Origin of the sequence: Amycolatopsis sp. NPDC059235 (assembly GCF_042754125.1) — a bacterium.
In the GTDB taxonomy this organism is placed as follows: domain Bacteria; phylum Actinomycetota; class Actinomycetes; order Mycobacteriales; family Pseudonocardiaceae; genus Amycolatopsis; species Amycolatopsis albidoflava.
This window is the reverse complement of sequence record NZ_JBHZAG010000120.1, coordinates 1-23172: the sequence shown is the minus strand read 5'-3', so window position 1 is coordinate 23172 and position 23172 is coordinate 1. Positions and strand designations below refer to the sequence as shown.

The following is a 23172-nucleotide window of genomic DNA, read 5'->3' as shown; positions in this document are numbered from 1 at the left end:
CGCACTCCCCGCGCGCGCTTGCGGCCACCGCCGCGAGTGTGGGGTGGACCGTTAAGGGCTCCTGGAGGGAATCAGATTCCCTCAAGGAGCCCTTCACGGACACCTGACCTAGCGAGTGAGGCGGTCCGGCGGCAAGAACGGCGCGATCTCTTTCGCCGCCTCGACCGCGAGTGCGCCCAGTTCCGAAACCCGATCCTCCGGCAACCGCACCGTAGGCACCTGGATCACCACGGCCGCCCGAGCCAGACCGCGTTCGTCCAGGACTCCAGCCCCGACGCAGCGCACCCCGGCGACGTTTTCCTCGTTGTCGATGCTGTACCCGCGATCGCGCGTCTCGGCCAGCTCCAGCGCGAGGGCGTCCCGGGTGGCGAGCGTGTGCGACGTCAACGCGGGCAGCTTCTCCGGCAGACCGGCGAGATAGGACTCCGCGTCCAGAGAATTGGCGAGCATCGCCTTGCCGGAAGCCGTGGCGTACAACGGAAACCGCGCGCCGGGATGTTGCTCGAACCGCAACGGGAGCGTCGACTGCGCGCGCAACAGCACCACCGACTCGGCACCCTCGCGGATCGTGATGTTGACCGACTCGCCGGTGTCCGCGTTGATCCGCTGGATGACCGGCAACGCCAGCTGCAGCCCGTGCACGCGCTGGGCGGCCTGGCCGAGCAGGATGGCGCCGGGGCCGAGGTGGTAGCTGTCGGTGCGGGGGTTGTGCGCGACGAGCCCGTCGGAGCTCAGCGCGCGCACGACCCGGTGCGTCGTGCCCGGCGTGAGGTCCAGTTTGCGGGCGATCGCGGAGAGCGTGAGTTCCCCGTCCTCGTCCATGAGGAGCCGCAGGATGCCGAGCGCTCGGCGGATGGCCTGCGTTCCGGCTGGCGGCTGTGCTCCGGTCTGGTTCACCTGGGTTCCGTGTTCTCGCGCTGTCGGGTCAGGCCAGATTAACGCCTGCCGGGCCCGGCGCGGCGCAGCGCACCCGATCCGCGCGTCAGCCGGTCCCCGGCCCGTATCATCGGCAATCGTACGGTCCGCTAACGATGGGCAGGGGAAACGATGTCTGGTCCGTTGGTGCCCGGCGGGATCGGGGAGCACACCAGCTGTCTCCTGGTCAAGCTCGGCCAGGTCGTGTTCCGGCTCGCCGAGGACCGGCTGCACGGCCTGGGCCTGCGGGTCCGCCACTACAGCGTCCTGCAGGCGCTGGCCGACAACGGGCCGATGTCGCAGCTGTCGCTGGGCTCGTACCTGCGCATCGACCCGGCGACCATGGTCAGCAGCCTGGACGACCTGGAGTCGCTCGCGCTCGCCGCCCGAGCCCGCGATCCCGAGGACCGGCGGCGTTACGTCGTCGACCTCAGCGACGCGGGGAGGGAGACGCTGCGCAAGGCGAACACACTGCTGGCCGACCTCGACCAGCACGTGCTCAGCGACCTTCCGCAGCGGTCCCACGATTCCCTGCACAAGCTGCTCGCCAAGATGAACGAGGGCGCCGTGCTGCCGGGGGAGTTCGACCGGATGCGGGATCAGGCCGGGTCGACGAAGATGTCCAGCGCCAGTTCGCCCTCGCCGCGCTGATAGCCGGACAGGTCCGTGACACCCTCGGCGGCGAGCACCTCGTCGTCGATGAAGAGGTTCCCGGTGCACTCGCGGGATGGCCGGGTGAGGATCGCGTACGCGGCGTCGGCGACGATTGACGGCGTACGCGCTTGGCTCTCGCCGCCGATGATGTTGCGGACCGCGGCGGTGTCGATCAGGGTGCGCGGCCACAGCGAATTCGCGGCGATTCCGTCCGCCTTCAGTTCCTCGGCGAGGCCGACCGTGCAGAGGCTCATCCCGTATTTGGACAGCGTGTAGCCCAGGTGCGCGCCGATCCACGCGGGGGAGAGGTTCAGCGGCGGCGACAGCGTCAGGATGTGCGCGTTCGCGGCCTTGCGCAGCTGCGGGATCGCCGCCTTGCTGAGCAAGAACGTGCCTCGGGTGTTGATGTCCTGCATGAGGTCGTAGCGCTTCATCGAGAGCTCTTCGGTGCCGGACCGGTCGAGCGCGCTCGCGTTGTTCACCACGATGTCGATGCCGCCGAACTGCTCCGCCGCCGCTTCGGCCGCGGCGAGGACGTCGTCCTCGGACCGCACGTCGCCGACGATCGGCAGCGCCTGGCCGCCGGCCGTTTCGATCTCCTTCGCGGCGGTGTAGACGGTGCCTTCGAGCTTCGGGTGCGGTTTGGCGGTCTTCGCGAGCAGGACGACGTTCGCCCCGTCCCGCGCCGCGCGGGTCGCGATGGCCAGGCCGATGCCGCGGCTGCCGCCGGACATCAGGACGGTCTTGCCGGCGAGAGTCATGGCCGGGGTCCTTTCGGGTGGGCGAACGGGGTCGGCGGGTGCCATGAGCGCAACATGCCATTAGTGGTGCATATGATTTAAGAGGCAAATCCTCACGTCAGGACGCTAGCCGCGGAGCGCGGACGCGAAGATCCCGGGCAGCTTGGACCAGCCAGGACGGCCGGCGAAGGCGGCCAGGCGGCGTCCGGTGACCCGCGCCGTGCGGTTGGTGACGAACCACGGCGGGCGGGGCGAGATCGCGAGCTGCCCGGTCGCGATCGACCGGGGGAACGGCCGGAACGGCCCGTGCACGACGGTCCGTTCGACGTGGTCGAGCAGCAGCGCGTTGTGCACCACGCCGATCCCGCTCTGGACGTCGGTGAGCGGATGCCCGGGGAACGCACCCCAGGATGCGCGGGCGGTCAGGTAGCCGACGCCGGTCCAGGCGTTGATCGCGATGGTGCCGTACCGCAGGCGCGTGATCGCCTCGGTGAAGCTGCTGCCCAGCCGCCGCTTCGTCCGCGGGTGGAGCACGATGTTCGCGCCCAGCGTCCCGGCCAGCTTCTCGTTCGCGAAGTCGACGGCTCGGTCGAGGAACTGCCGCGGATCTCCTGGCAGTTGCGTGACCGCCAGGACCGGGCCGAAGTATTCCTCGGTGAACGCGGCGTCGCCGTCCGCGGGCACGTCGAGCAGAAGCCGGTCTTCCCAGCGTTCCGTGTCCGGGTGCTCGGCGAGGGCGGCCTCGCAGCGGGTGTCGCTGCCCGGATAGTAGGGAGCGCGTTTCCGGGCCGCGGCATACGCTTTGCGAAGTGCGGCAAGGAAAGCGTCCTTCTGCTCCCAATCGCTGCTGAGCACCAGGACTTGCGACGCGACGCAGTTGTACCCGTTGTTGTGCAGCTTCTGCGTGACGACATGCTCGGCCTGGTACGCCAAGTCCCGGGCGGACCAGCGGCCCGGAACGACGATCGTCGGCGAGACCCCGCCGAGTTCGCTGGTGATCGGCTTGTCCAGCCGGACGGTCCGCCGATCCCCGCCCGGGCCGAACACGATGGCGTCGTGGGACCTGACGCTGCCGGTGATGTGCACGTGGCCGATGCCGGGATGGTCGACGGCCGCCGCGCCGACGTCCGCGCCGCCGGTGACGATGCGGACCACCCCGAGGCCGATCAACGGCGCGAAGACCTTCTCGAAGACCGGCAGCAGCGGATCGGTGATCGGGTTCAGCTTGAGCAGGACAACGCGGTTGCCGGCGAACAATTCGTACAGGGTGTCCAGCGGCGCGATGGAGAAGATGTTCCCGGCGCCGAGCACGACACCGACGCCGCCGGTCTTCGCCGGATCCCGCTGGGCCAGTCCGGCTGCGTCGGCGAATTGTTCCGCGGACACGCCGGGCCGGGACCAGACTTCGGCGGTGAAACCGTTGAGCAGCAAGCGATCGAAGACTCCATGGGGGAGAACCCGGACCGCCGCCCGGTCTCCGGGGGCGGCGGAAAGCCGGAAGCCGTCGAGCGGACTCCGTCCGGCCCGCAGCGCTTCAAGCGTCTCCGAGAGCGCCCCGATGCTGCTGAGCACCGCGTACGGCCCGCTGATCCATTCCTCGCCGACCAGCGGGGAATCCGTCGGCAAACCCTTGATCCCGCAGGCGATATCGACCCATTCCTGAGCATGCTCCTGGAGCGCGGCCGACGTCGCGGCGAGCAGGTCGAGCCGGTCGCCGAGAGAAAGCTGGGCCCAAGTCCGCTCGCCCTGGCGAAGTTCCTCTACGAGACCGTCGAGCCGCGCGGTGTCCAAGGTTTTCACGACTCCTGCTCCGCGAGCACCTCGGCGGCGGCGCGACGGCCGGAACGGACCGCGCCGTCCATGTAGCCGTTCCACACCTCGGCGATTTCCGCGCCCGCCCAATGGATCCGGCCGATCGGCTCGGCCAGCGCCGCGCCGTACTGCGTCCACACGCCCGCGCCCAGCCGTCCGCCGTAGCAGCCGCGGGTGTACTCCTCGTCCATCCAGTTCTGCTCGACGTAATCGATCGGCTCGGCCGCTCGCGGACCGAACAGCTTCGTGAGCGTCACGATGGCGGCGCTGCGACGGTCTTCCGCGCTCATCCGCGCCGCGCTGCGGGCGTGCGCGCCTTCGAAGAAGCCGACCAGGACGCCGCAGGAGGCGTCCGGCGGCGAGTTGTCGAGCGTGACGCTGAGCTGGTCGTCGAGGCTGAACGCGAAACCGTTCAGCCCGTCCTCGCGCCAGAACGGAGTCGGGTAGGCGACCTGGATCTTGATGACCGATCCCATCGGGATCTGCTGGGTCAGGCCGTCCCGCGAACCGGAGAGCGCGGGCTGATAGGTCAGGCGTCCGGCCAGGGTCGGCGGGATCGCGACGATGACGTGCCGGGCCGTGACCGAACCGCCGTCGTAGTGCACCTCCACGCCGTCGCTGTGGTGGCTGATCGTGCGGACCGGGCTGCTGAGCCGGACGGTTCCCTCGCCGAGTTCGGCGGCGAGACGCTCGGAAATCTGGTGCGTGCCGCCGACGACGCGCAGCTCCTGGGCACCGCCGGTGGTGCCGACAAGAATATCGAGCAGGCCGCCCGATTTGATGTAGAAAAGGAAGTGCAGCAAGGCCATTTCGGACGCCTCGGCGGAGAACAGCGCGGGCACGACGGCGTCCCAGAACGCCAGCGCCTCCGCGTTGTCCGTGTTGGCGCGCAACCATTCCGCCAGGGTTTGCCGGTCCAGTTCGCCAGCGCCGGGGGACAGCCACGGCGAGGACAGCGACACGGTCTCCGCGATCGCTTCCAGCTCTGCTTGCATGCGGCCGACTTCGATTGCCGCCGCCTCGGAAAGCCCGAAGGTTTCGTCCTCGTACTGGGTGCGAGTCCCGTTGTAGAGCGTGACCGCCGCGCCCTTGTCGTAGGTCGGGTAGGTCTCCAGGCCGAGTTCGCGGACGAGCGCGAGCACCTCGGTCTGCGTCTGGCCGATCCACTGGCCGCCCAGCTCGACCGGCACGCCGTTCGCCAGCTCGCCGCCGAGATTCCGGCCCGCGACGCGGTCCCTCGCCTCCAGCACGAGCACGCTCCGGCCAGCCGCCTTCAGCGCCTTGGCCGCGCACAGGCCGGCGAGCCCGGCTCCGACCACCGCCACGTCACAGTCCGTCATATCTCCACCTTGAGATCTCGGTCGGTTGTCCGACTTTAAAGTAGGCACCGGAGGCCGGACGTGCAAGAGTGGTGGCGGAATTCCCGGACGCGCGGCCGTCCGGGGCGCACGACCGAGCGGGGAGCAGGAGTCCAGTGGCCTACGTCAAGGCAGCAGAACGCGAGCAGCAGATCGTCGGCGCGGCGGTCAACGTCCTGAGCGAGGTGGGCGTGCCCGCCACGACCCTGCGCGCCGTCGCCGCGGAGGCGGGCATCTCGCTGGGCACGCTGCACTACGTGTTCCCGTCGAAGGACCTGCTGCTGCAGTCGGTGCTGACGACCGTGATCGACGAGATCGCCGCGACCCTGCGCGCGGGCCTCGAACTGGACAAGGGCGTCGAGCACGCCCTGCGCGCCGGCGTGCTGAACTTCTGGAACCGCCTGGTGGAAAGCCGCCTCGGCCTGCAGATCATGCAGTACGAACTGGCCACCTACTCGCTGCGCGCCGAGGGCGCGGGCGGGCTCGCGCACCTGCAGTACGAGCGGTACACGACGCTGGTCACCCGGTTCTGCGAGCAGGCCGCGCAGGCGGCGGGGGAGCGCTGCGCGGTCGGCTTCGACGTGCTCGGCCGGATCAGCCTCGCGGTCGTCGACGGCCTGATCCTGCAGCACGTCGCGAACCCCGACTCCGAGCGCTCGCACCGCGACCTGAACCACGCGCTGGACATGCTCGTCATGCTCGCCGACCCGCAGCCGGTGGCCAGGGTCCGCGGCGCCGCGAAATAACCCGTTCCGGCGGAGAGTGTTGCTTCGCCGCGACCGCTGACCTACTGTTCTCGGACGGACGTCCGACTTTCCAGTCCGATCCGGTCCCCCGAGGACGGTGCCTCCATGAACTCCAGCCTTCCGCCCGGCGCTGCCGACGAGCAGCTCGAAAAGGGCGCACTCAGCACCACCGACATCGTGTTCTTCGTGCTCGCCGGCGTCGCGCCGATGGGCGTGGTCGTCGCAGTCCTGTCCTTGTCCGTCGCCCTCGGCAACGGCCCGGGAGTGCCTGGCACCTACCTGATCGCCGGGGTGGTCCTGGCGTTGTTCGCGGCGGGTTACGTCCAGATGAGCCGCCGCATCACCAACACCGGCGGCTTCTACACCTACGCCAGGGAGGGGCTCGGCAAAGCCGCCGGCGGCGCCGCGGCCTGCCTGGCGCTGGTCACCTACAACGCCGGAACGATCGGCATTTTCGGTTCGCTGGCCTATTTCTCCGACGTCGTCGCCGGGCAGTTCGGGCTGCACCTCGGCTGGGCGACCTGGGCGGTGGTCGCTCTCGCGGCGGTCGCGGCGTTGTCGTACTTCGAGGTCACGCTGAGTGCGAAAGCGCTGGCGGTGCTGCTCGCGGCGGAAGTGCTGGTGCTGCTCGCCTTCGACGTCGCCGTCTTGGTACACAATGGATTCCACGGCTTCTCGCTCAGCGTGTTCCGGCCGAGCGTCGTGTTCGGCGGCGGCTTCGGGATCAGCCTGATGCTCGCTTTCGGCTCGTTCGCCGGATTCGAAGCGACCGCACTGTACGGCGAAGAAGCCAAGAACCCGCGACGAAGCGTGCCGCGCGCGACTTATCTCGCGCTCGCCGCGATCACGATCTTCTATTTGCTGACCATGTGGGCGGCCATTTCTTCCTACGGTTTCTCGAACGCGAAAGCCGCGGCGCAGGCGGATCCGCAAAACTTCATGTTCAAGGCGATGGCCTCGATGCTTTCCCAGGGCATGGCCGACGTGATGGCAGTCCTCGTCGTGACGAGTCTTTTCGCGGCTTTCCTTGCCTTCCATTGCAATACGGCTCGCTACCAGTTCGCGCTCGCGCGGGCCGGTCTGCTGCCGCACTGGCTTACGCGCACGCATCCCCGTTACGGGTCGCCCGTCGCGGCCAGCGCGCTGCAGCTGCTTCTCGTCGCTGTTGTGACCGCGGCCTTTGGCTTGGCGGGCAAGGATCCTTATCTCGGCATGGGAGTCAGCCTGTTCGGATTCGGCGTGCTCGGCATCGTGGTGCTGCAGGCCATTGCCGCCGCGTCGATCGTCGGGTTCTTCCTGCGTCGCCGCGAAGGCGAACCCGTCCTGCTCGCCATTGTCGCGCCCGTGCTCGGCGGTCTCGGACTGGTGGTCGGACTCGTTTACATGATCTCGAACTACTCGATTTTGGCTGCGGGAACGGTGAAACAGCTGGATTACCTGCCGTGGCTGCTTCCGATCGCCGCCGTGCTCGGTGCGGTTGCCGCAGTGAAGCGGCACCGCAATGAATCCGTTCGGAGGGACCAGAATGACGCCATCGCCGGTGCTTGAAACGACCGTGGCGATCGTCGGGGCCGGAATAGCCGGGCTAGTCGCCGCACGCGACCTGCGCCGCGCCGGGATCGATGTCGTCGTGCTCGAATCCGCGGGCCGGGTAGGCGGCCGCGTCCTGTCGGAGACCTCCGCGCTGGGGTCCCGGCTGGACCTCGGCGGCCAATGGATCGGCCACGGTCACCATCGGTTCGAGCAGCTCGCGAAGGACCTCGGCGAGACCGTTTTCCCCATGCACACACCGAAACGCCCCGTCGTGGTCGACGATGCCAAGCCTGTGCCGAGTTCTACGATGGCCGCGGCGAACCTGGCGCTCGCGGTGTGGGAACTGCGGGCGAAGCTCGGCGCCCCCGCGAAGTGGGAGCACACGACGGTCGGGCAGTGGATCGCCAAGTCGCCCGGACGGCGTTCGCGACGGGTCCTCGAAGCCCTCGTCGCGGCGTCGAGCTGCGCCGACCTCGACCTCCTGACGATGCACGCGTTCGCCTCGATGATCCGGCACCAAGGCGGGCTGGCCACGATGATGGCGACCAAGGGCGGCGCGCAAGAAAGTCTGCTGACCGAGGGCGCCGGAACGCTTGCCGAGCGGTTGGCCGCGGAGCTGGGCGCCCGGGTGCGGACGGATTGCCGGGTTACCGCAGTGCGTTCTGCCGCCGAGGGAGTAACCGTGGAAACGCTGTCCGGCGTGGTTTCCGCTAAGAAGGCGATCATCACTGCCCCGCCACCGACCGCCGCGCGGATCGCCTTCGACCCGCCGCTCCCGGCCGCCCGCACGAGGCTGGCGAAGAACATGTACCTGGGCTCGGTGTACAAGGCGATCTCGGTGTACGACCGTCCATTTTGGCGGGAGCGGAACGAGGCCGAACTCGTCGTCCTCGACAAGCCCGCCTCGGTCATCTTCGACACCTCGCCACCCGGCGGCCCGGGACACCTGTGCGTGCTGATCGGCGGCAGCCCAGCGCGCGAACTTGACGCGCTGGCCCCGGACGAACGGCGTGACCTGGTCCTAGGCCCGCTCGCGGCGCGGCTGGGCCCGGAAGTCTTGTCACCGGCGAGCTTCCACGAAAAGGCCTGGCACCTGGACGACCACGTCGGCGGCGGCTACTCGGCCCTCCCGAAACCCGGCAGCCGCGACGGCTACTTCCCGATCCCCGCCGACCCGGTCGGCCACGTGCACTGGGCAGGCACCGAGACCGCCGCCGAACACGCCGGATACATCGAAGGCGCGATCGAATCCGGCCAACGGGCGGCTCGCGAGGTCGCCGCCGTGCTCAACGACTGACGGAGGAACCGTGAAATTCACCGATTTCGAGGACGGTTTCCGTTTCGAGCTGGCGAACCGCGAGTTCGCGCGGATCTCGATGACACTGCTTGCCTCCCGCGCCGCCGCGCACGAGCTGGGCCCGTTCTTCGCTGGCTACGCCCGGTTGGAGGCATTCAGCGCGCCTCGGTACCGGGCCGCCGCGGAACGCCTGTCGATCCGCTACCGGCCGAACCTGCGGACGCGCGCCCGGGGCTGGCTCACCGGGCACACCTCGAAACCCTTGCTGCGCGAACTGCTGCGGATCGCGTACCCGAGGACGGTCGAGTACGCGGAAGACCTCCGCTGCCTGGCCGCGTCCGAGACACCGGGGGATTTTCTCGACTATCTGGTGCGGCAGGAGGACTTGCAGGTGCGGATGATGCACGCGGCACTGATCGGGAACGCCTCGGACGTGCCCGGGATGGTCGAGGAGTTCATCAGCGGCTGGGACAGCTAGATCAGACGCCGTATCCGCCGTCCACGTCGAGCTTCTGCCCGCTGATGAACCCGGCCCGGTCCGAGGCCAGGAAACACACCGCTTCCGCGATGTCCTGCGCGCTGCCGAAGGTGCGCAACGGGATGGCGCGCCGGGCGGCCTCAAGAGCGCGTTCGTCGAGGTCGCCGCGCGCCATCAGGTCCGCGGCCATGCCGTCGGTCAACATCCCGGGCCCGACGCAGTTGACGCGGACGCCGAACCGGCCCTCCTCGGCCGCGAGTGCCCGGGCGGTCGCTTCGACCGCACCCTTGGGCCCCGCGGACAGACCGTCGCGGACCGGATAGCGCTTGGTAGCCGCGGTGGTGACCGCCACGATCGATCCTTTGCTGGCTCGCAGCGCGGGCAATGCCGGATGCACAAGATTGAAGAACGCGGCGGCTTCCGCGGCGAGGTGCCTGCCGAACTCGCCGGGGTCCACTGTAGACAGATGCTGCTGCGGGACGAGCGGCCCGGCGGCGTGGACGAGGGTGTGGATCGCCCCGAAACGCTCGACCACGCTGCCGATGTACGCCTTGCTCTGCGCGGGGTCGGCGAGATCGAGAGAATCGGCCGTCGCGCCGAGTTCGGTCGCCAGCTTGCTCGCTGCTTCCTGATTGCTGCGGTAGGTGAAGGCGATCGCGCAGCCGCGTCCGGCGAGCGTCCGGCAGATCGCGGCGCCCAGACCTCCGGTGCCTCCGGTCACGACCGCGACGCCCGGCTTGCCGTGAAAGTCGTTCAAGGGCCGGTCTTCTCCTGTCGGGGACGATGGCAAGCAAACGCTTGGTCGAGACTACGAGGCTGTGCCGCGTTGGTCAACCGAGCGCCGGAGGTGTCCATTGAGCCGACGCATGCGCCCCGCTCTTTTCGCTGCCGAAGGTACCTTCGCGCGACCACGCACCCCGAGCCGAAGGAAGTGGAACGTGACCGACCAACTCGTGGATCTGCGGGACAAGATCGTGTTCGTCACCGGTGCCGCGCAAGGACAGGGCGCGGAGCACGCCCGGACGGCGGCCCGGCTGGGCGCGAGCGTCGTGCTGGCCGACCTCGACGAGAGTGCCGTCGCGAAGGTCGCGGCGGAGATCGACGGGCGAGCCGTCGGACTGGACGTGCGCAGCAAGGAGAACTGGACCACCGCCATGGAACGCGTCCGCGCCGAGTTCGGCCGGGTCGACGTGCTCGTCAACAACGCTGGGTTCTACCGCAAGGCACCGTTGGCGAGTTTCGAGGAGGAGCATCTGGCGCAGACCTTGGGCGTCAACCTGATCGGCCCGGTTCTCGGGATGCAGGCCGTGCTGCCGTTGATGCGCGACCGCGGCGGTTCGATCATCAACGTCGCCTCGACCGCGGGGTTGACCGGATTCGCGGGCGGTCTGGGGTACAGCGCGTCGAAATGGGGACTGCGCGGGGCGAGCAAATCCGCGGCGAAGGAGCTTGGCGAGTTCGGCATCCGGGTCAACTGCGTCTGCCCGGGTGCGATCGACACGCAGATGATCTCCGAGACGACCCGCGCGGGCGGGGGAGCGGTGGCTGGTCAGCCGATACCTCGTCCCGGCACGACGGCTGAGGTGGCCGCGCTGGTGGCGTTCCTCGCCAGTGACGCGAGCAGTTACTGCACCGGGCAGGATTTCGTGATCGACGGCGGCCAAACCGCCTGACGACCCGGCTGGCCGGCCCTCCGCATCGAGGGCCGGCTAGCCAGCAGCAGGTCCGCCGTTGGCCAACTGCAGCTCAACCGCAGGAAGCTCCGGCACCGCCCGAGGTCGCAGCGTCGGAACCCCGTTGGCGACCCGCCACACGGTAGCGGCGGCATTGCGCACCTCGGTGATCGTCGAGACCAAGTCGAGCGCTCGGGTCGGCCCGCATACCGACAGCGCGAAGTGTCCGTCATCGTCCATCGTGGTGATCGGGGCGGCTACGACAGTCACGCCGTGATGAGTGCCCTGCGCATCGACGGCGACGCCTCCGCGGTCGCGGACCCGGGCGAGGTCGCGCAGGAGCTGGCTGCGCGACTGGATGGAGTACTGCGTCGGCGCGTACCCGAAATGCAGCTCAGGCCAATGATCGGGCGACAGGGTGGCGAGCAGCGCCCGGCCGGGGGCGGTGAGCGGGACCGGCTGCCGGGCGCCCGCGCTCCACTGCCCGGAGGCGGACGGCCACGAGCCGATCCGCTCCAGGTGCATGATCTCGGAGCCGACCAGCATGCTCAGGTACACGGTCATCCCGCTGCGGCGGTGCAGTTCGGCCATCACCGCGACGGCGGCGCGCGGGACGGTGCGCCGCCGGGTGAACTGGGAGCCGAGCTCGAACATCCGCACGCCGAGCGTGTAGGTGAACTCCTTGCGCTCCACCCAGCCGAGTTCGACCAGCCGCTGCAGGATCCGGTGCGCCGACGACCGCGGGACGTGGGAGCGGCGGGCGAGTTCGGCCAGGGTCAGCGGCCGTTCGCCCACGAAAGACTCCAGCAGGGACGCGACGCGGTCGATCATCGCCGCGGGGGCTTCCTCGATGTGCGCCATTGCACCACCACCTCCAGAGACTGCGTGTGTCAGATTAAGACTACCTGTCAGAATCTGACACTTTGGAGTGTAGGCACATCGACGCTCGGCTGTAAACCGGCTCGCGGACAGAAAAGTGCGCCGTGTCCGGGCAAACCGGGCACGGCGCACCTGTGCGGTCATACCGTCTGGACGATCCGAAGCCGTCCTGCGGCGACTTCGGCCTCGAGGGACTCTTTGAGCCGCGAACATCCGGCCAGCGCGGGTCCCGGCATGGGCGACGAGCCGAGTTCCGCGCAGGCTTCGACGGCTTCGGCGTTCCACTGCAAGCTCGTCTGGTGCACGGTGCTCTTGCGCACCAGCAGCCGCGCGGCGCAGTGCTGGCACCGCAGCGGTTGCATCGGCACGTCGTCGAGCCGGTTGTCGGTCCTGAGTTCGCTCACGGCGCGGTCTCCGTCGGCTTGGCCTGCCGGGCGATGTTGGCGGCCACCTCGTCGTGCCACGCCTTCGTCGGCCGGGTGAGATCCAGTTCGTACTCGAACCGGTCGACCATCTCCGGCCGGACATCTGCGACGTCGACGTAGAACTGCTCGTACCAGCGGCGGAGCTGGTACACCGGCCCGTCTTCCTCGCACAGCAGCGGGTTGTCGATGCGGGCCTTGTTCTTCCAGATCTCGACGTCCTGCTCGAAGCCGACCTTGATGTAGTCGCCGAGCGCGATCGCCGAAGCCATCGCCGCGTCCTCCGGCAGCGACGCCGACTTCTTGACGATGATCCCGTACTGCAGCACGAACGAATCCGCCGAGATCGGGTAGTGGCAGTTGAGCAGAACCGTGTGGTGATCGCCGAACTCGTAGTGGTAAGTCAGGTCGTCGATCATGAACGACGGGCCGTAATACGACGCGACGGAGGTGGTGCCGAGCATTTTCGGCTGGCCCTCGGGCGCGGGATAGTCGTCGCGGGCGTCGCCGTTCATGTACTGGGTCGCGACGTGGCCCTCGAAGACGTTCTTGAAGTACGTCGGCAGCGATCCGTGCACATAAAAGAAATGCGCCATGTCCACGACGTTGTCGATGATCTCTCGGCAGTTCGTGTTCACCACGGTGGTGTACCAGTGCCAGTCGGTCCACTCGTCGCTTTCCGCGCCCTCGATGCGCGGGATGGCGACCTCATCGGCCGGCTTCTTGCCTTCCGGGTCGTGCCAGACGAACAGCAATCCGTCCTGCTCCAAGGTCGTCCACGCCCGGGTGCGCGCGAGCATCGGTACGCGTTTGCTGTACGGGATCTGCTTGCACCGGCCGTCGCCGCCCCAGCGCCAGTCGTGGAACGGGCAGGCGATCTCGTCGCCCTTGACCTCGCCCTGGGACAGGTCGCCGCCGAGATGCCGGCAGTAGGAATCGAGGATATTGATCTTTCCGCTCTCCCCGCGGAACACCACGAGTTTCGTGCCGAAGGCGTGCACGGTATGCGGTTTCCCGTCGGCGAAATCGCGGACGAGACCCAGGCAATGCCAGCCGCGGGCGAAGCGGGACGGCGCCGAATCCGCTTCGATCAGGCGGATCTCGTTCGGTTGCAGAGAAGTCATCGCGCTCTCCTGGAAAGGGTTGGTGGGGAGCTGTCGGTCCGGTGCGTTCCGGTTTTAACAAGTGCCGGGGCCATGAACCGGGTCACAGTTCACTGACTGGAACGCCGGTGGTGCACGACGTCGGCCGGGCTCCAGATCGCGCGCATGCTCGTGATCCGGCCGCGTTCGTCGAACGTCATGACGTCGATCGGCTCGATCGAGCTGACGAACTCCTCCGTCGTGGTGATCACGCGCAGATGGAAGGCCGCCGTGTCGCCGGACGCGCGGACGGTCAGCAGTTCGGCGGTGAGAGCGAGGCCGTCGAGTTCGCTGTAGAACGCGGCGATGGCTGCACGGCCCTTGCGGACAGCGCTGCCCGCAGGGTCTTCGACGGTGGCGTCCTCGGCGTAAAGCTCGGCGATCTTGGCCGCGTCGCCCGCTTCGAGCCTGCGCGCGTACTCCGCGACGGTCTGGGTGATCTTGTCGATGGTCAGCATGCGGGGATGCAAGCACAGCCGGGACCGGGGCAGAGACCGAGCAACCGCTTGGTGGGAAGCCGGTGCCGATTTCACCGCTGACCTGGCCGGAAGCGCCTGCCGGACAAGATCTTTCGCGACCGGCCTCCCAGTCAGCGAAACGACCGCGGTCCGGCGGCCGGGCGCGGCCCTACCGTTCCCCGATCAGGCGACGAGGACCAGGAGGGTGGATGTCCACCGAAACGAGTACCGGCCGCGAGGCCGCGCCGGGTTCGCGCGGCAAGCGGGTCCGGGTGACCGACGTCGTGGAGGAGACCGCCGACGCGCGCTCGTTCGTCGTGGAGCCGGTCGGGGAAGCCGCGTTCGGCTACCGCGCGGGGCAGTTCCTGACCGTGCGGGTCCCGGACGCCGGAACGGGGTCCGCCCGCTGTTACTCGCTGTCGAGTTCGCCGCACAGCGATCAGGCGATGAAGTTCACCGTCAAGCGCGTGCGGGGCGGGCACGGGTCCAACTGGCTGTGCGACACGATCGCGGCCGGGGACGAACTCGACGTCCTCCCGCCCGCCGGGACGTTCACACCCGCGTCGCTGGACCAGCCGGTGGTGCTGGTGGCGGGCGGCAGCGGGATCACGCCGGTGATCGCCATCGCGAAGTCGATCCTGTTCGGCGGCAGCGGGAACGTCGTGCTGATCTACGCGAACCGGGACGAGGCGTCGGTGATCTTCGCCGGCGAACTGGCCGCCCTCGAGAGCAAGTTTCCCGATCGCTTCACGGTGATCCACCTGCTGGAGTCGCTGCAGGGCTATCCCGGCCGGAACCTGCTGACCGTGCTGCTGCGTCCGTTCGCCGGCCGCGACGTCTACCTCTGCGGTCCGGAACCGTTGATGGACCTGGCGGCGGACGTGTGCGCCGGAATCCCCGGGACCAAGGTGCACTCGGAGCGATTCCTTTCCCTGCAGCAAGATCCGTTCGCCGCCGACCCGGAGACCGGGACCGGCGAGGTCGCGAGCACGGTACGGGTCTCGCTCGACGGCGACGACCACGTCGTGCCCTGGAATGCCGGGCAGAAACTCCTCGACGCGCTCTTGGCCGCAGGTGTCGACGCGCCGTACTCGTGCCGCGAAGGCGCCTGCAGCGCGTGCGTGTGCGCGCTGACGGAAGGCAAGGTGAACCTGGCGCGCAACGAGATTCTGACCGAAGACGATCTCGCCGACGGTTACATCCTGGCGTGCCAGGCGGAACCGGTCAGCGACGAGATCGCCATCGAGTACTGAGGCCGCTGTTCCACTCATCAGGAGACCCGGTCCGATCCGGCTTCCTGGTTGGCAAGCTCGACCCACTGCGAAGATCTAGGAGCCCCTATGCCGAATCCAGTGCTCGACAACATCGAGGCGATCGCCGACGAACTCCGGGCCGCCGCCGACGAGGGCGAGTCGCTCGGCCGCCTTCCCGACGACATGGCCAAGCGGCTCAAGCAGGCGGGCATCATCCGGTTGCTGCAGCGCAAGAAGTACAACGGCTACGAGGCCCACCCGCGCGAGTTCGCCGAGACGGTGATGAAGACCGCGAGCGTCTACGGGTCGGCGGGCTGGGTGGGCGGCATCGTCGGCGTCCACCCGTGGCAGCTGGCCTTCGCGGATCCGAAGGTGCAGGAAGAGATCCTGGGCGAGGACACCGATACGTGGCAGGCGTCGCCGTACATGCCCGCCGGGGTCGCGGTGCCGGCCGACGGCGGTTTCGTGCTGAACGGCCGCTGGCAGTTCTCGTCGGGAACCGACCACTGCGACTGGATTTTCCTCGGCGCGATGCTCGGCGGCCAGGACGGCCAGCCGCTGATGCCGCCGCACAGCATGCACGTGATCCTGCCGCGGTCGGATTACGAGATCATCGACGGTTCCTGGGATGTCGTCGGCCTTCGCGGCACCGGCAGCAAGGACATCGTGGTCAAGGACGCGTTCGTCCCGGCTTACCGGGTGATGGACGCGGACAAGGTCATCGACGGCTCCGCGGCGAGGGAGTACGGCGTCACCGAGACGCTGTACAAGATGCCGTGGTCGACGATCTTCCCGCTGGGCATCACGTCGGCGACCATCGGCATTTGCGAGGGCGTGCTGGCCGCCGGGGTCGAGTACCAGCGCAATCGCGTCGGCGCGACCGGCACTCTCGTCAAGGACGATCCGTATGTGCTGCACGCACTCAGCGATTCGGCCTCGGAGATCGACGCCGCGCGCCAGCAGCTTCTGTCCAATGTGGACAAGGTGTGGGACAAGGTCGACCGCGGCGAGGAGATCGACTTCGCCACCCGCGCCCAGATCCGCCGCGACCAGGCCCGCGCGGCGTGGCGAGCGGTCCGCGCCGCCGACGAGATCTTCGACCGCGCCGGCGGGAACGCGTTGCGGATGGACAACCCGCTGCAGCGCTTCTGGCGGGACGCGCACGCCGGTCTGCACCACGCGATCCACGTCACCAGCACCACCTACCACGCCGCCGCACTGGCGTCGCTGAACGTCGAAGTCCCGCAGGGTCCCCTGCGCGTGATGATCTGAGAAAGGACCTCCGTCATGAGCGAAATCAAGGGACTCGGCTACGTCCGGGTCATCGCCACCGACCTGGAGCGCTGGCGCGAACTCGGCTTCGACGTGCTCGGTTTCGCACCGGGCTTCGGCGACGAGAAGGACGCGCTGCACTTCCGGATGGACGAGCGCCCGTCGCGGATCACCGTCGAGCACGGCGACGCGGACCGTGTGACGGCGGTCGGCTGGGAAGTGCGCGACGCTCCGGCGTTGCGCCGGCTCCGCGCGACGCTGGAAGACGCTGGCGTGGAGTGCACGTCGATGTCGCAGGAACTCGCCGACCGGCGCAAGGTCGAGGCCGGTTTCTCCGCGAAGGATCCTGGCGGCACTCCGCTGGAGTTCTTCCACGGTCCGGTGCTCGAACACAGCCCGGTGGTGACCAAGTACGCCCACAAGTTCGTCACCGGCGCGCAGGGACTCGGTCACGTGGTCATGCCGACCACCAGCTTCGACGAGTCCTTCGAGTTCTACACCGAAACGCTCGGCTTCCTTTCGCGCGGCGCGTTCCGGATGCCCGGCCCGCCCGAAGCCGGTCCGCTGCGGATCCGGTTCCTCGGGGTCAACCAGCGCCACCACAGCCTGGCGATCATGCCGAGCCTGGAAGGCCGCGACCCGGGCCTGATCCACGTCATGGTGGAGGTCGATTCGCTCGACGCGGTCGGCCGCGCCTACGACCAGGTGCTGGCGCGCGATTTCCCGGTGTCCTCGACACTGGGGCGGCACACCAACGACAAGATGATCTCGTTCTACGTGCGCGTCCCCGGCGGCTGGGACATCGAGTACGGCTACGGCGGACAGCCCGTCGACGAAAGCTATTACACCGCCGAGGAAATCACCGCGGACAGCTACTGGGGCCACGAATGGCTCTGGATGAAGGAAATGAAGGAAGCGCAGAAGGCCGCCGAGTCCACTGTGGATGCCTGACGTGGAAAACTCTTTCGACGCGGTCGTCGTCGGCGCCGGTATCGCCGGGCTCTACGCGGTGCACAAACTGCGTGCGCGCGGCATGCGGGTGCGCGGCTTCGAGAGCGCGGCCGGGGTGGGCGGAACTTGGTACCACAACCGGTACCCCGGTGCGCGCTGCGACGTCGAAAGCATCGACTATTCCTACTCGTTCGACGAAGAACTGCAGCAGGAATGGACGTGGAGCGAGCGGTTCGCGGCTCAGGAAGAGATTCTGCGGTATCTCGGCCACGTCGCGGACCGGCACGACCTGCGCTCGGCGTACGAGTTTTCGACCAGGGTGACGGCGGCGGACTACGACGACCGGTCCGGGCGGTGGACGATCCGCACCGACACCGGCCGGACCGTCAGCGCGCGGTTTCTCGTGCTGGCCACCGGTGTCCTGTCGGCCACCAACATGCCGGACATTCCGGGGCGGGACAGTTTCGCGGGCGAGCTGTACCACACCGGAGCCTGGCCGCATCACGGCGTGGAATTCGAGGGCAAGCGCGTCGGCGTGATCGGTACTGGGTCGTCCGGCATCCAGACGGTCCCGGTCGTCGCCGAAACCGCCGCGCGGGTGACGGTTTTCCAGCGCAGCCCCAACTATTCGATTCCCGCGCGGAACCGGCCGCTGACGCCGGAGGACCTCGCGGAAATCAAAGCCGGTTATCCCGAACGGCGGCGGTTGTCGCGAATCAGCGGCGGCGGCACGCCCAACAGCCCGCACCCGCGCGGCGCGCTCGAAGTCGACGCCGCCGAGCGGACCCGGATCTACGACCGGTGGTGGGAACGCGGGGGATACCTGTTCGCCAAGGCTTTCCCCGACCAGACCACGAATCTCGCCGCCAACGACACCGCGCGCGAATACGTCGAAGCCAAGATCCGCGACCTCGTGCACGACCCGGAGATCGCCGAACAGCTCATCCCGGACGACCATCCGATCGGCACGAAACGCATCGTCACCGACAGCGGGTATTTCGAGGCGTACAACCGGGAAAACGTCGAGCTGGTCAACCTCCGCCGCACGCCGATCACCGAGATCACTCCGGACGGCGTTCTCACGGAGGACGGTCTGCACGAACTCGACATGCTGATCTTCGCCACCGGTTTCGACGCGATGACCGGTTCGCTGTCCCGCATCGACATCCGCGGCCGGGACGGGCGCACGCTGCGCGACGAATGGTCGGCGGGCCCGCGCACCTACCTCGGGCTGGCGGTTTCGGGATTTCCCAACATGTTCGTCGTGTCCGGGCCCGGCAGCCCGAGCGTGCTGGCGAACATGGTGCTGACCGCCGAACAGCACGTGGACTGGATCGCGTCCTGTGTGGACTACCTCGACGAGCACCGCGCGACGACGATCGAGGCGAGCGAAGACGCCGTCGCGGAATGGGTGGCCACGTGCAACGCCAACGCGGCGGCGACGCTGTTCCCGGCCGCCGACTCCTGGTACCTCGGCGCGAACATCCCCGGCAAGCCCCGGGTGTTCATGCCGTACGTCGGCGGGCTCGGCAAGTACCGCGCGATCTGCGACGAGGTAGCGTCCGCCGGGTATCGCGGGTTCGTGCTCGACGATCCCGCCGCCGAGGTGAAGGCGATGCTCGCCGGTCTGGCGGACTTCCCGGACGTGACCCAGCACGATCCCGCGGACCTGCGGGCGCTCATCCGCTCCCGCCGGGCACCGCTGACGCGTCAGCCCGCGATGCGGATCGCGGAAGATCGCGTCATCGAAGGCCCTGGCGGGGACCTGACCCTGCGGATCTACGCGCCGCACCACGAAGGGCCCCTCCCGGTTCTGGTCTTCGCGCACGGCGGCGGGTTCGTATTCTGCGACCTCGACAGCCACGACGAGTTCTGCCGTGCCATGGCGGATGCGGTCGAGGCCGTGGTGATCGCGGTCGACTACCGGCTGGCCCCGGAACATCCTGGTCCCGCAGCGATGGAGGACGTTTACGCGGCGCTGGTCTGGGCCACCGAACACGCCGCTGAGTACGGGGGAGACCCGGCCCGGATCGGCGTAGCTGGCGACAGCGCCGGGGGCAATCTAGCTGCGACAGTGTGCCTTGCGGCGCGCGACCGCGGCGGCCCGCGCATCGCCGCGCAAGTCTTGGTGTACCCGGTGATCGACGACGATTTCTCCACCGAGTCCTATCAGCGTTACGGCGAGGGCTACTACAACACCGAGACCGCGATGCGGTGGTACTGGGCGCAATACGCGCCGAACGGAACCGACAGCCCCTACCTGGTGCCGACCCGGGCGGAGTCTCTTGTGGACCTTCCTCCCGCTGTGGTCGCGACCGCCGAACTGGATCCGCTGTGCACGGCCGGAGACGCCTACGCCGAGCGTCTGCGGGAAGCCGGGGTCTCCGTGACCGCACACCGTTTCGAGGGCCTGTTCCACGGCTTCCTGACGATCCCGGCGTTGTCCCTGACCGAACCCGCGCGAGAGAAGCTCTGGCAGATGATGCGGGACCTCCTGGCTTAGTCGTCCGTGAGGGGAACCCTGAGGGACTCAGAGTCCCTCAGGGTTCCCCTCACGGCACGCCGCACCCCGCAACGAGAAAGGACTGACGTATGACGGCAGGCAAGCTGCGTCCCGTCCCGGCGGCCTCGATCACCGAATGGCACGAGACCGCGGACGTGGTGATCGCCGGGTACGGCATCGCCGGCGTGTCCGCCGCGATCGAGGCCGCGAGGTCCGGCGCGCAAGTGCTGATCCTGGAACGCACGAGCGGCTGGGGCGGTGCGGCGGCGCTGGCCGGTGGCTTCGTGTACCTCGGCGGCGGCACTCCGCTCCAGCGCGCCCTCGGCTTCGAGGACTCCGTGGAGAACATGGAGAAGTTCCTGCTCGCGGCCGTCGGCCCGGGCGCCGATGCGGCCAAGATCGCCGACTACTGCCTCGGCAGCCTGGAGCACTACGACTGGCTGATCGGCAACGGCGTGCCCTTCCGCGAAGCGCTCTGGGACGAGCCGGGTTGGGAACCGCCGCACGACGAGGGCCTGGCCTATTCCGGCGGCGAAAACGCGGCACCGTTCAACGCCGTCGCCAGCCCCGCGCCGCGCGGACACGTGCCGCAGATGCGCGACAAACGCACGGGGGAGCGAGGCGGCGGCTACATGCTGATGAAGCCGCTCGCGGAGACTGCCGAAGCGCTCGGCGTGCGCGTGTCCTACGACGTCCGCCTGAGCCGTCTCATCGTGGACGGCGAGCGAGTCGTCGGAGTGCTCGCGCGGCGCTACGGACGCGAGATCGCCGTCCGGGCGGAACTCGGCGTCGTCCTGGCGACCGGCGGCTTCGCCTACTCCGAGCAGATGGTCGCCGACCACGCGCCGCGGCTGATCGGGCGTCCGGGTGCCGCGATCGAGGAACACGACGGCGTCGGCATCCTGGCCGCGACCGCGTTGGGCGCGGCGACCGCGCACCTGGACGCCACTGAAGTCGCGTTCTTCGCCGATCCGCAGATGATGGCGCGCGGCATTCTCGTCAACGGCCAGGGCCAGCGCTACGTCACCGAAGACACCTACCCCGGCCGGATCGGCCAGGCGACGCTGTTCCATCAGGACAACCAGGCCTTCCTGGTGATCGACGAACAGGCGCACGAGGAAGCCCTCGCGACCGAGACCGCCACCCCGATCTTCCGCACGCCGCCGACGTGGGCCGCCGAGACCGTCGCCGAACTGGAGGCCGACATGGGTCTGCCGGAACTGGCGCTGCAAACGACGGTCGAGGTCTACAACACCTATGCCGCGCAAGGCCGGGACCCGCTGTTTGGCAAGAAACCGGAGTGGCTGCGCCCGCTCACCGGCGCGGTCGCCGCCTTCGACCTGCGGGGCGCCACCGCCGGATTCCCGCTGGGCGGCTTGCGAACCGACCTGGACGCACGGGTGCTGCACGTATCCGGGGAGGCGATCCCGGGCCTGTTCGCAGCCGGCCGTTGTACGGCGGGCATCTGCACCGGCGGCTACGTCAGCGGTGCTTCGCTGGGAGACGGCAGCTTCTACGGACGGCGGGCCGGAATCGCTGCTGCGAAAGGGGAAGTCGAATGACCACACCGTCCACATCGGACCCGGCGCGGATGCGGACCGTACTGGGCCATTTCGCGACCGGCGTCGTGGCGATCACCGGAATCGACCCGGACACCGGCTCACCGGTCGGCCTGGCGGCGAACTCGTTCACCTCGGTGTCGCTCGACCCGCCGCTGGTCGCGTTCTGCGTGGCCGCGACCAGCACGTCGTGGCCGCGAGTGCGCGCCGCGGGCTGCTACGCGATCAGCATCCTGTCCGAATCCCAGGAAGCAGTGTGCCGAAGCCTTGCTGCCCGCGGTGTCGACAAGTTCGCCGGAATCGATTGGACTCCGTCGCCCTCGGGCGCGCCGGTGGTCGCCGATTCCCTGGCGTGGATCGAAGCGGAACTCGACACCGAACACGCGGCGGGCGACCACACGATCGTGGTCTCCCGGGTGCGGCACCTGCACTCGTCGGACCAAGAACCGCTCGTCTTCTTCCGCGGCCGCTACGGACGCCTCACCGTGCCCGCCTGAGAGCGTCCGCTGATCGGGAAAGCCGTCCGACCGGCTCCGATTCCGCTGGCAAAGTCGAGCCATGACCGCCGAATCCGCTCCCGAACTCCGCGAACTCCCCACCGACCACGGCGTCCTGCGCTACCGCGAAGCCGGCGACGGCCCGCCGCTGGTGCTGCTGCACGGTTCCGGCCCCGGCGTGACGGGCTGGCGCAACTTCGGCGCCAACCTGCCGACCTTCGCCCCGCACTACCGCACGATCGTGCTGGAGTTCCCGGGCTTCGGCGTCAGCGATGATTTCGGCGCCGCCCACCCGATGCAGTCCGCCGGCACCGCCGTCCGCGCCTTGCTCGACGGTCTCTCCCTGGACCGCGTGCGCATGATCGGCAATTCAATGGGCGGCTTCGTCGCAACGGACTTCGCCCTCTCGTCCCCCGAACGAGTCGAGCGCTTGGTCACGATCGGCGGCATCGGAACCCCGATCTTCAGCTCGCAACCAGGAGAAGGCATCGTCCGCCTGAGCGAGTTCGTAGAAAACCCGACCCGCGACGCGCTAGTAGCCTGGCTGCGCTCGATGGTCTACGACCAATCCATGGTCACCGAGCAGTTGATCGAGGAACGCTGGACCCAAGCAACAGATCCCGCCACCCTGGAAAACTCCCGCCGCATGTACGGCACCGCAGCCCTGACCGCAATGGCCACCGCCACCCGCAACGCAGACACCCCTGCCTGGGCAAAGCTACGCCACCTAACCACCCCAACCCTCATCACCTGGGGCCGCGACGACCGAGTCAGCCCAGTAGACATGGCCCTACTCCCCATGCGCACCCTCCCAAATGGCGAACTACACATCTTCCCGAACTGCGGCCACTGGGTCATGATCGAACAAAAGACAGCCTGGGAAGCCACCGTCCAAGCCTTCCTCTCCCGCTGACCCTCCGCCACCCCCCGCCACCCCCGCCCGGCCCCTCAATACCCAACTCGCCCACCACGCGGGATCGCGCCGGCGTTTGGGGGCTGCCCGGCGTGACAGGCCGAAGGCCCCTCACGC

22 protein-coding genes are annotated in these 23172 nt (G+C 68.6%); 13 read left to right on the top strand and 9 right to left on the bottom strand.

Going from position 1 to position 23172, the window contains the following annotated elements:
* Positions 1 to 108 precede the first annotated feature (108 nt).
* Positions 109 to 897, bottom strand: coding sequence for an IclR family transcriptional regulator (locus ACFXI3_RS42710; RefSeq protein ID WP_378407586.1), 789 nt, complete (start codon positions 895 to 897; stop codon positions 109 to 111).
* 150 nt (positions 898 to 1047) lie between these two features.
* On the opposite strand from ACFXI3_RS42710, the gene ACFXI3_RS42705 reads away from it, so the two are divergent.
* Positions 1048 to 1566, top strand: a complete 519-nt coding sequence (locus ACFXI3_RS42705) for a MarR family winged helix-turn-helix transcriptional regulator (RefSeq protein ID WP_378407584.1) — start codon at positions 1048 to 1050, stop codon at positions 1564 to 1566.
* On the opposite strand, the gene ACFXI3_RS42700 is transcribed toward ACFXI3_RS42705, so the two are convergent.
* The 3 genes from ACFXI3_RS42700 to ACFXI3_RS42690 form a co-directional block, all read right to left on the bottom strand.
* Positions 1515 to 2330 (bottom strand): SDR family oxidoreductase, encoded by an 816-nt coding sequence (locus tag ACFXI3_RS42700; protein WP_378407582.1) that lies wholly within the window; start codon positions 2328 to 2330, stop codon positions 1515 to 1517. The two genes, ACFXI3_RS42705 and ACFXI3_RS42700, sit on opposite strands and share 52 nt — an antisense overlap.
* A 105-nt stretch (positions 2331 to 2435) precedes the next feature.
* Positions 2436 to 4109, bottom strand: a complete 1674-nt coding sequence (locus ACFXI3_RS42695) for an aldehyde dehydrogenase family protein (protein ID WP_378407580.1) — start codon at positions 4107 to 4109, stop codon at positions 2436 to 2438.
* Positions 4106 to 5461 (bottom strand): flavin monoamine oxidase family protein, encoded by a 1356-nt coding sequence (locus tag ACFXI3_RS42690; protein ID WP_378407578.1) that lies wholly within the window; start codon positions 5459 to 5461, stop codon positions 4106 to 4108. Before ACFXI3_RS42690 ends, ACFXI3_RS42695 begins: the two co-directional genes overlap by 4 nt.
* A gap of 134 nt (positions 5462 to 5595) precedes the next feature.
* Here ACFXI3_RS42690 and ACFXI3_RS42685 point away from each other — a divergent pair, with 134 nt between their 5' ends.
* From ACFXI3_RS42685 to ACFXI3_RS42670, 4 genes are all read left to right on the top strand, one after another.
* Positions 5596 to 6225: a TetR/AcrR family transcriptional regulator gene (locus ACFXI3_RS42685; protein ID WP_344286395.1), complete on the top strand. Its 630-nt coding sequence runs from the start codon at positions 5596 to 5598 to the stop codon at positions 6223 to 6225.
* Positions 6226 to 6330: 105 nt separating this feature from the next.
* Positions 6331 to 7773 (top strand): APC family permease, encoded by a 1443-nt coding sequence (locus ACFXI3_RS42680; RefSeq protein ID WP_378407576.1) that lies wholly within the window; start codon positions 6331 to 6333, stop codon positions 7771 to 7773.
* Positions 7766 to 9055, top strand: coding sequence for a flavin monoamine oxidase family protein (locus tag ACFXI3_RS42675; protein WP_378407574.1), 1290 nt, complete (start codon positions 7766 to 7768; stop codon positions 9053 to 9055). The genes ACFXI3_RS42680 and ACFXI3_RS42675 overlap by 8 nt, the downstream gene beginning before the upstream one ends.
* A gap of 10 nt (positions 9056 to 9065) precedes the next feature.
* The gene (locus ACFXI3_RS42670; protein ID WP_378407572.1) at positions 9066 to 9533 is read left to right on the top strand and encodes a hypothetical protein; all 468 of its coding nucleotides are present in this window, start codon (positions 9066 to 9068) and stop codon (positions 9531 to 9533) included.
* A gap of 1 nt (position 9534) precedes the next feature.
* Here ACFXI3_RS42670 and ACFXI3_RS42665 read toward each other — a convergent pair whose 3' ends face one another.
* Positions 9535 to 10290 carry an SDR family NAD(P)-dependent oxidoreductase gene (locus tag ACFXI3_RS42665; RefSeq protein ID WP_378407570.1) on the bottom strand — a complete coding sequence of 252 codons (756 nt, stop codon included), beginning with the start codon at positions 10288 to 10290 and terminating at the stop codon, positions 9535 to 9537.
* Positions 10291 to 10471: 181 nt separating this feature from the next.
* Between ACFXI3_RS42665 and ACFXI3_RS42660 the strand changes: the two genes are divergently transcribed.
* Positions 10472 to 11206: an SDR family NAD(P)-dependent oxidoreductase gene (locus ACFXI3_RS42660; RefSeq protein WP_378407568.1), complete on the top strand. Its 735-nt coding sequence runs from the start codon at positions 10472 to 10474 to the stop codon at positions 11204 to 11206.
* 36 nt (positions 11207 to 11242) lie between these two features.
* On the opposite strand, the gene ACFXI3_RS42655 is transcribed toward ACFXI3_RS42660, so the two are convergent.
* The 4 genes from ACFXI3_RS42655 to ACFXI3_RS42640 form a co-directional block, all read right to left on the bottom strand.
* Positions 11243 to 12067 carry an IclR family transcriptional regulator gene (locus ACFXI3_RS42655; protein WP_344286401.1) on the bottom strand — a complete coding sequence of 275 codons (825 nt, stop codon included), beginning with the start codon at positions 12065 to 12067 and terminating at the stop codon, positions 11243 to 11245.
* Positions 12068 to 12225: 158 nt separating this feature from the next.
* Positions 12226 to 12489 carry a ferredoxin gene (locus ACFXI3_RS42650; protein ID WP_378407566.1) on the bottom strand — a complete coding sequence of 88 codons (264 nt, stop codon included), beginning with the start codon at positions 12487 to 12489 and terminating at the stop codon, positions 12226 to 12228.
* Positions 12486 to 13631: a Rieske 2Fe-2S domain-containing protein gene (locus ACFXI3_RS42645; protein ID WP_378407564.1), complete on the bottom strand. Its 1146-nt coding sequence runs from the start codon at positions 13629 to 13631 to the stop codon at positions 12486 to 12488. Before ACFXI3_RS42645 ends, ACFXI3_RS42650 begins: the two co-directional genes overlap by 4 nt.
* A gap of 89 nt (positions 13632 to 13720) precedes the next feature.
* A complete protein-coding gene (locus ACFXI3_RS42640) occupies positions 13721 to 14107 on the bottom strand; it encodes a nuclear transport factor 2 family protein (RefSeq protein ID WP_378407562.1) in 387 nt (128 codons plus the stop codon).
* 209 nt (positions 14108 to 14316) lie between these two features.
* Between ACFXI3_RS42640 and ACFXI3_RS42635 the strand changes: the two genes are divergently transcribed.
* The 7 genes from ACFXI3_RS42635 (at position 14317) to ACFXI3_RS42605 (ending at position 23055) form a co-directional block, all read left to right on the top strand.
* Entirely contained in the window at positions 14317 to 15360 is a 1044-nt protein-coding gene (locus tag ACFXI3_RS42635) for a 2Fe-2S iron-sulfur cluster-binding protein (RefSeq protein ID WP_378407560.1), read from the top strand.
* A gap of 87 nt (positions 15361 to 15447) precedes the next feature.
* Positions 15448 to 16632 carry an acyl-CoA dehydrogenase family protein gene (locus ACFXI3_RS42630; RefSeq protein ID WP_344286406.1) on the top strand — a complete coding sequence of 395 codons (1185 nt, stop codon included), beginning with the start codon at positions 15448 to 15450 and terminating at the stop codon, positions 16630 to 16632.
* A 15-nt stretch (positions 16633 to 16647) separates the two neighbouring features.
* Positions 16648 to 17583: a VOC family protein gene (locus ACFXI3_RS42625; RefSeq protein ID WP_378407558.1), complete on the top strand. Its 936-nt coding sequence runs from the start codon at positions 16648 to 16650 to the stop codon at positions 17581 to 17583.
* Positions 17576 to 20086, top strand: coding sequence for an alpha/beta hydrolase fold domain-containing protein (locus ACFXI3_RS42620; RefSeq protein ID WP_378407556.1), 2511 nt, complete (start codon positions 17576 to 17578; stop codon positions 20084 to 20086). The genes ACFXI3_RS42625 and ACFXI3_RS42620 overlap by 8 nt, the downstream gene beginning before the upstream one ends.
* Positions 20087 to 20175: 89 nt before the next feature.
* Entirely contained in the window at positions 20176 to 21648 is a 1473-nt protein-coding gene (locus ACFXI3_RS42615; protein ID WP_378407554.1) for an FAD-dependent oxidoreductase, read from the top strand.
* Entirely contained in the window at positions 21645 to 22142 is a 498-nt protein-coding gene (locus ACFXI3_RS42610) for a flavin reductase family protein (RefSeq protein ID WP_378407552.1), read from the top strand. The genes ACFXI3_RS42615 and ACFXI3_RS42610 overlap by 4 nt, the downstream gene beginning before the upstream one ends.
* Positions 22143 to 22203: 61 nt before the next feature.
* On the top strand, positions 22204 to 23055 hold the full coding sequence (locus ACFXI3_RS42605) for an alpha/beta fold hydrolase (RefSeq protein ID WP_378407550.1): 852 nt from the start codon (positions 22204 to 22206) through the stop codon (positions 23053 to 23055).
* The last annotated feature ends 117 nt before the right edge of the window (positions 23056 to 23172 follow it).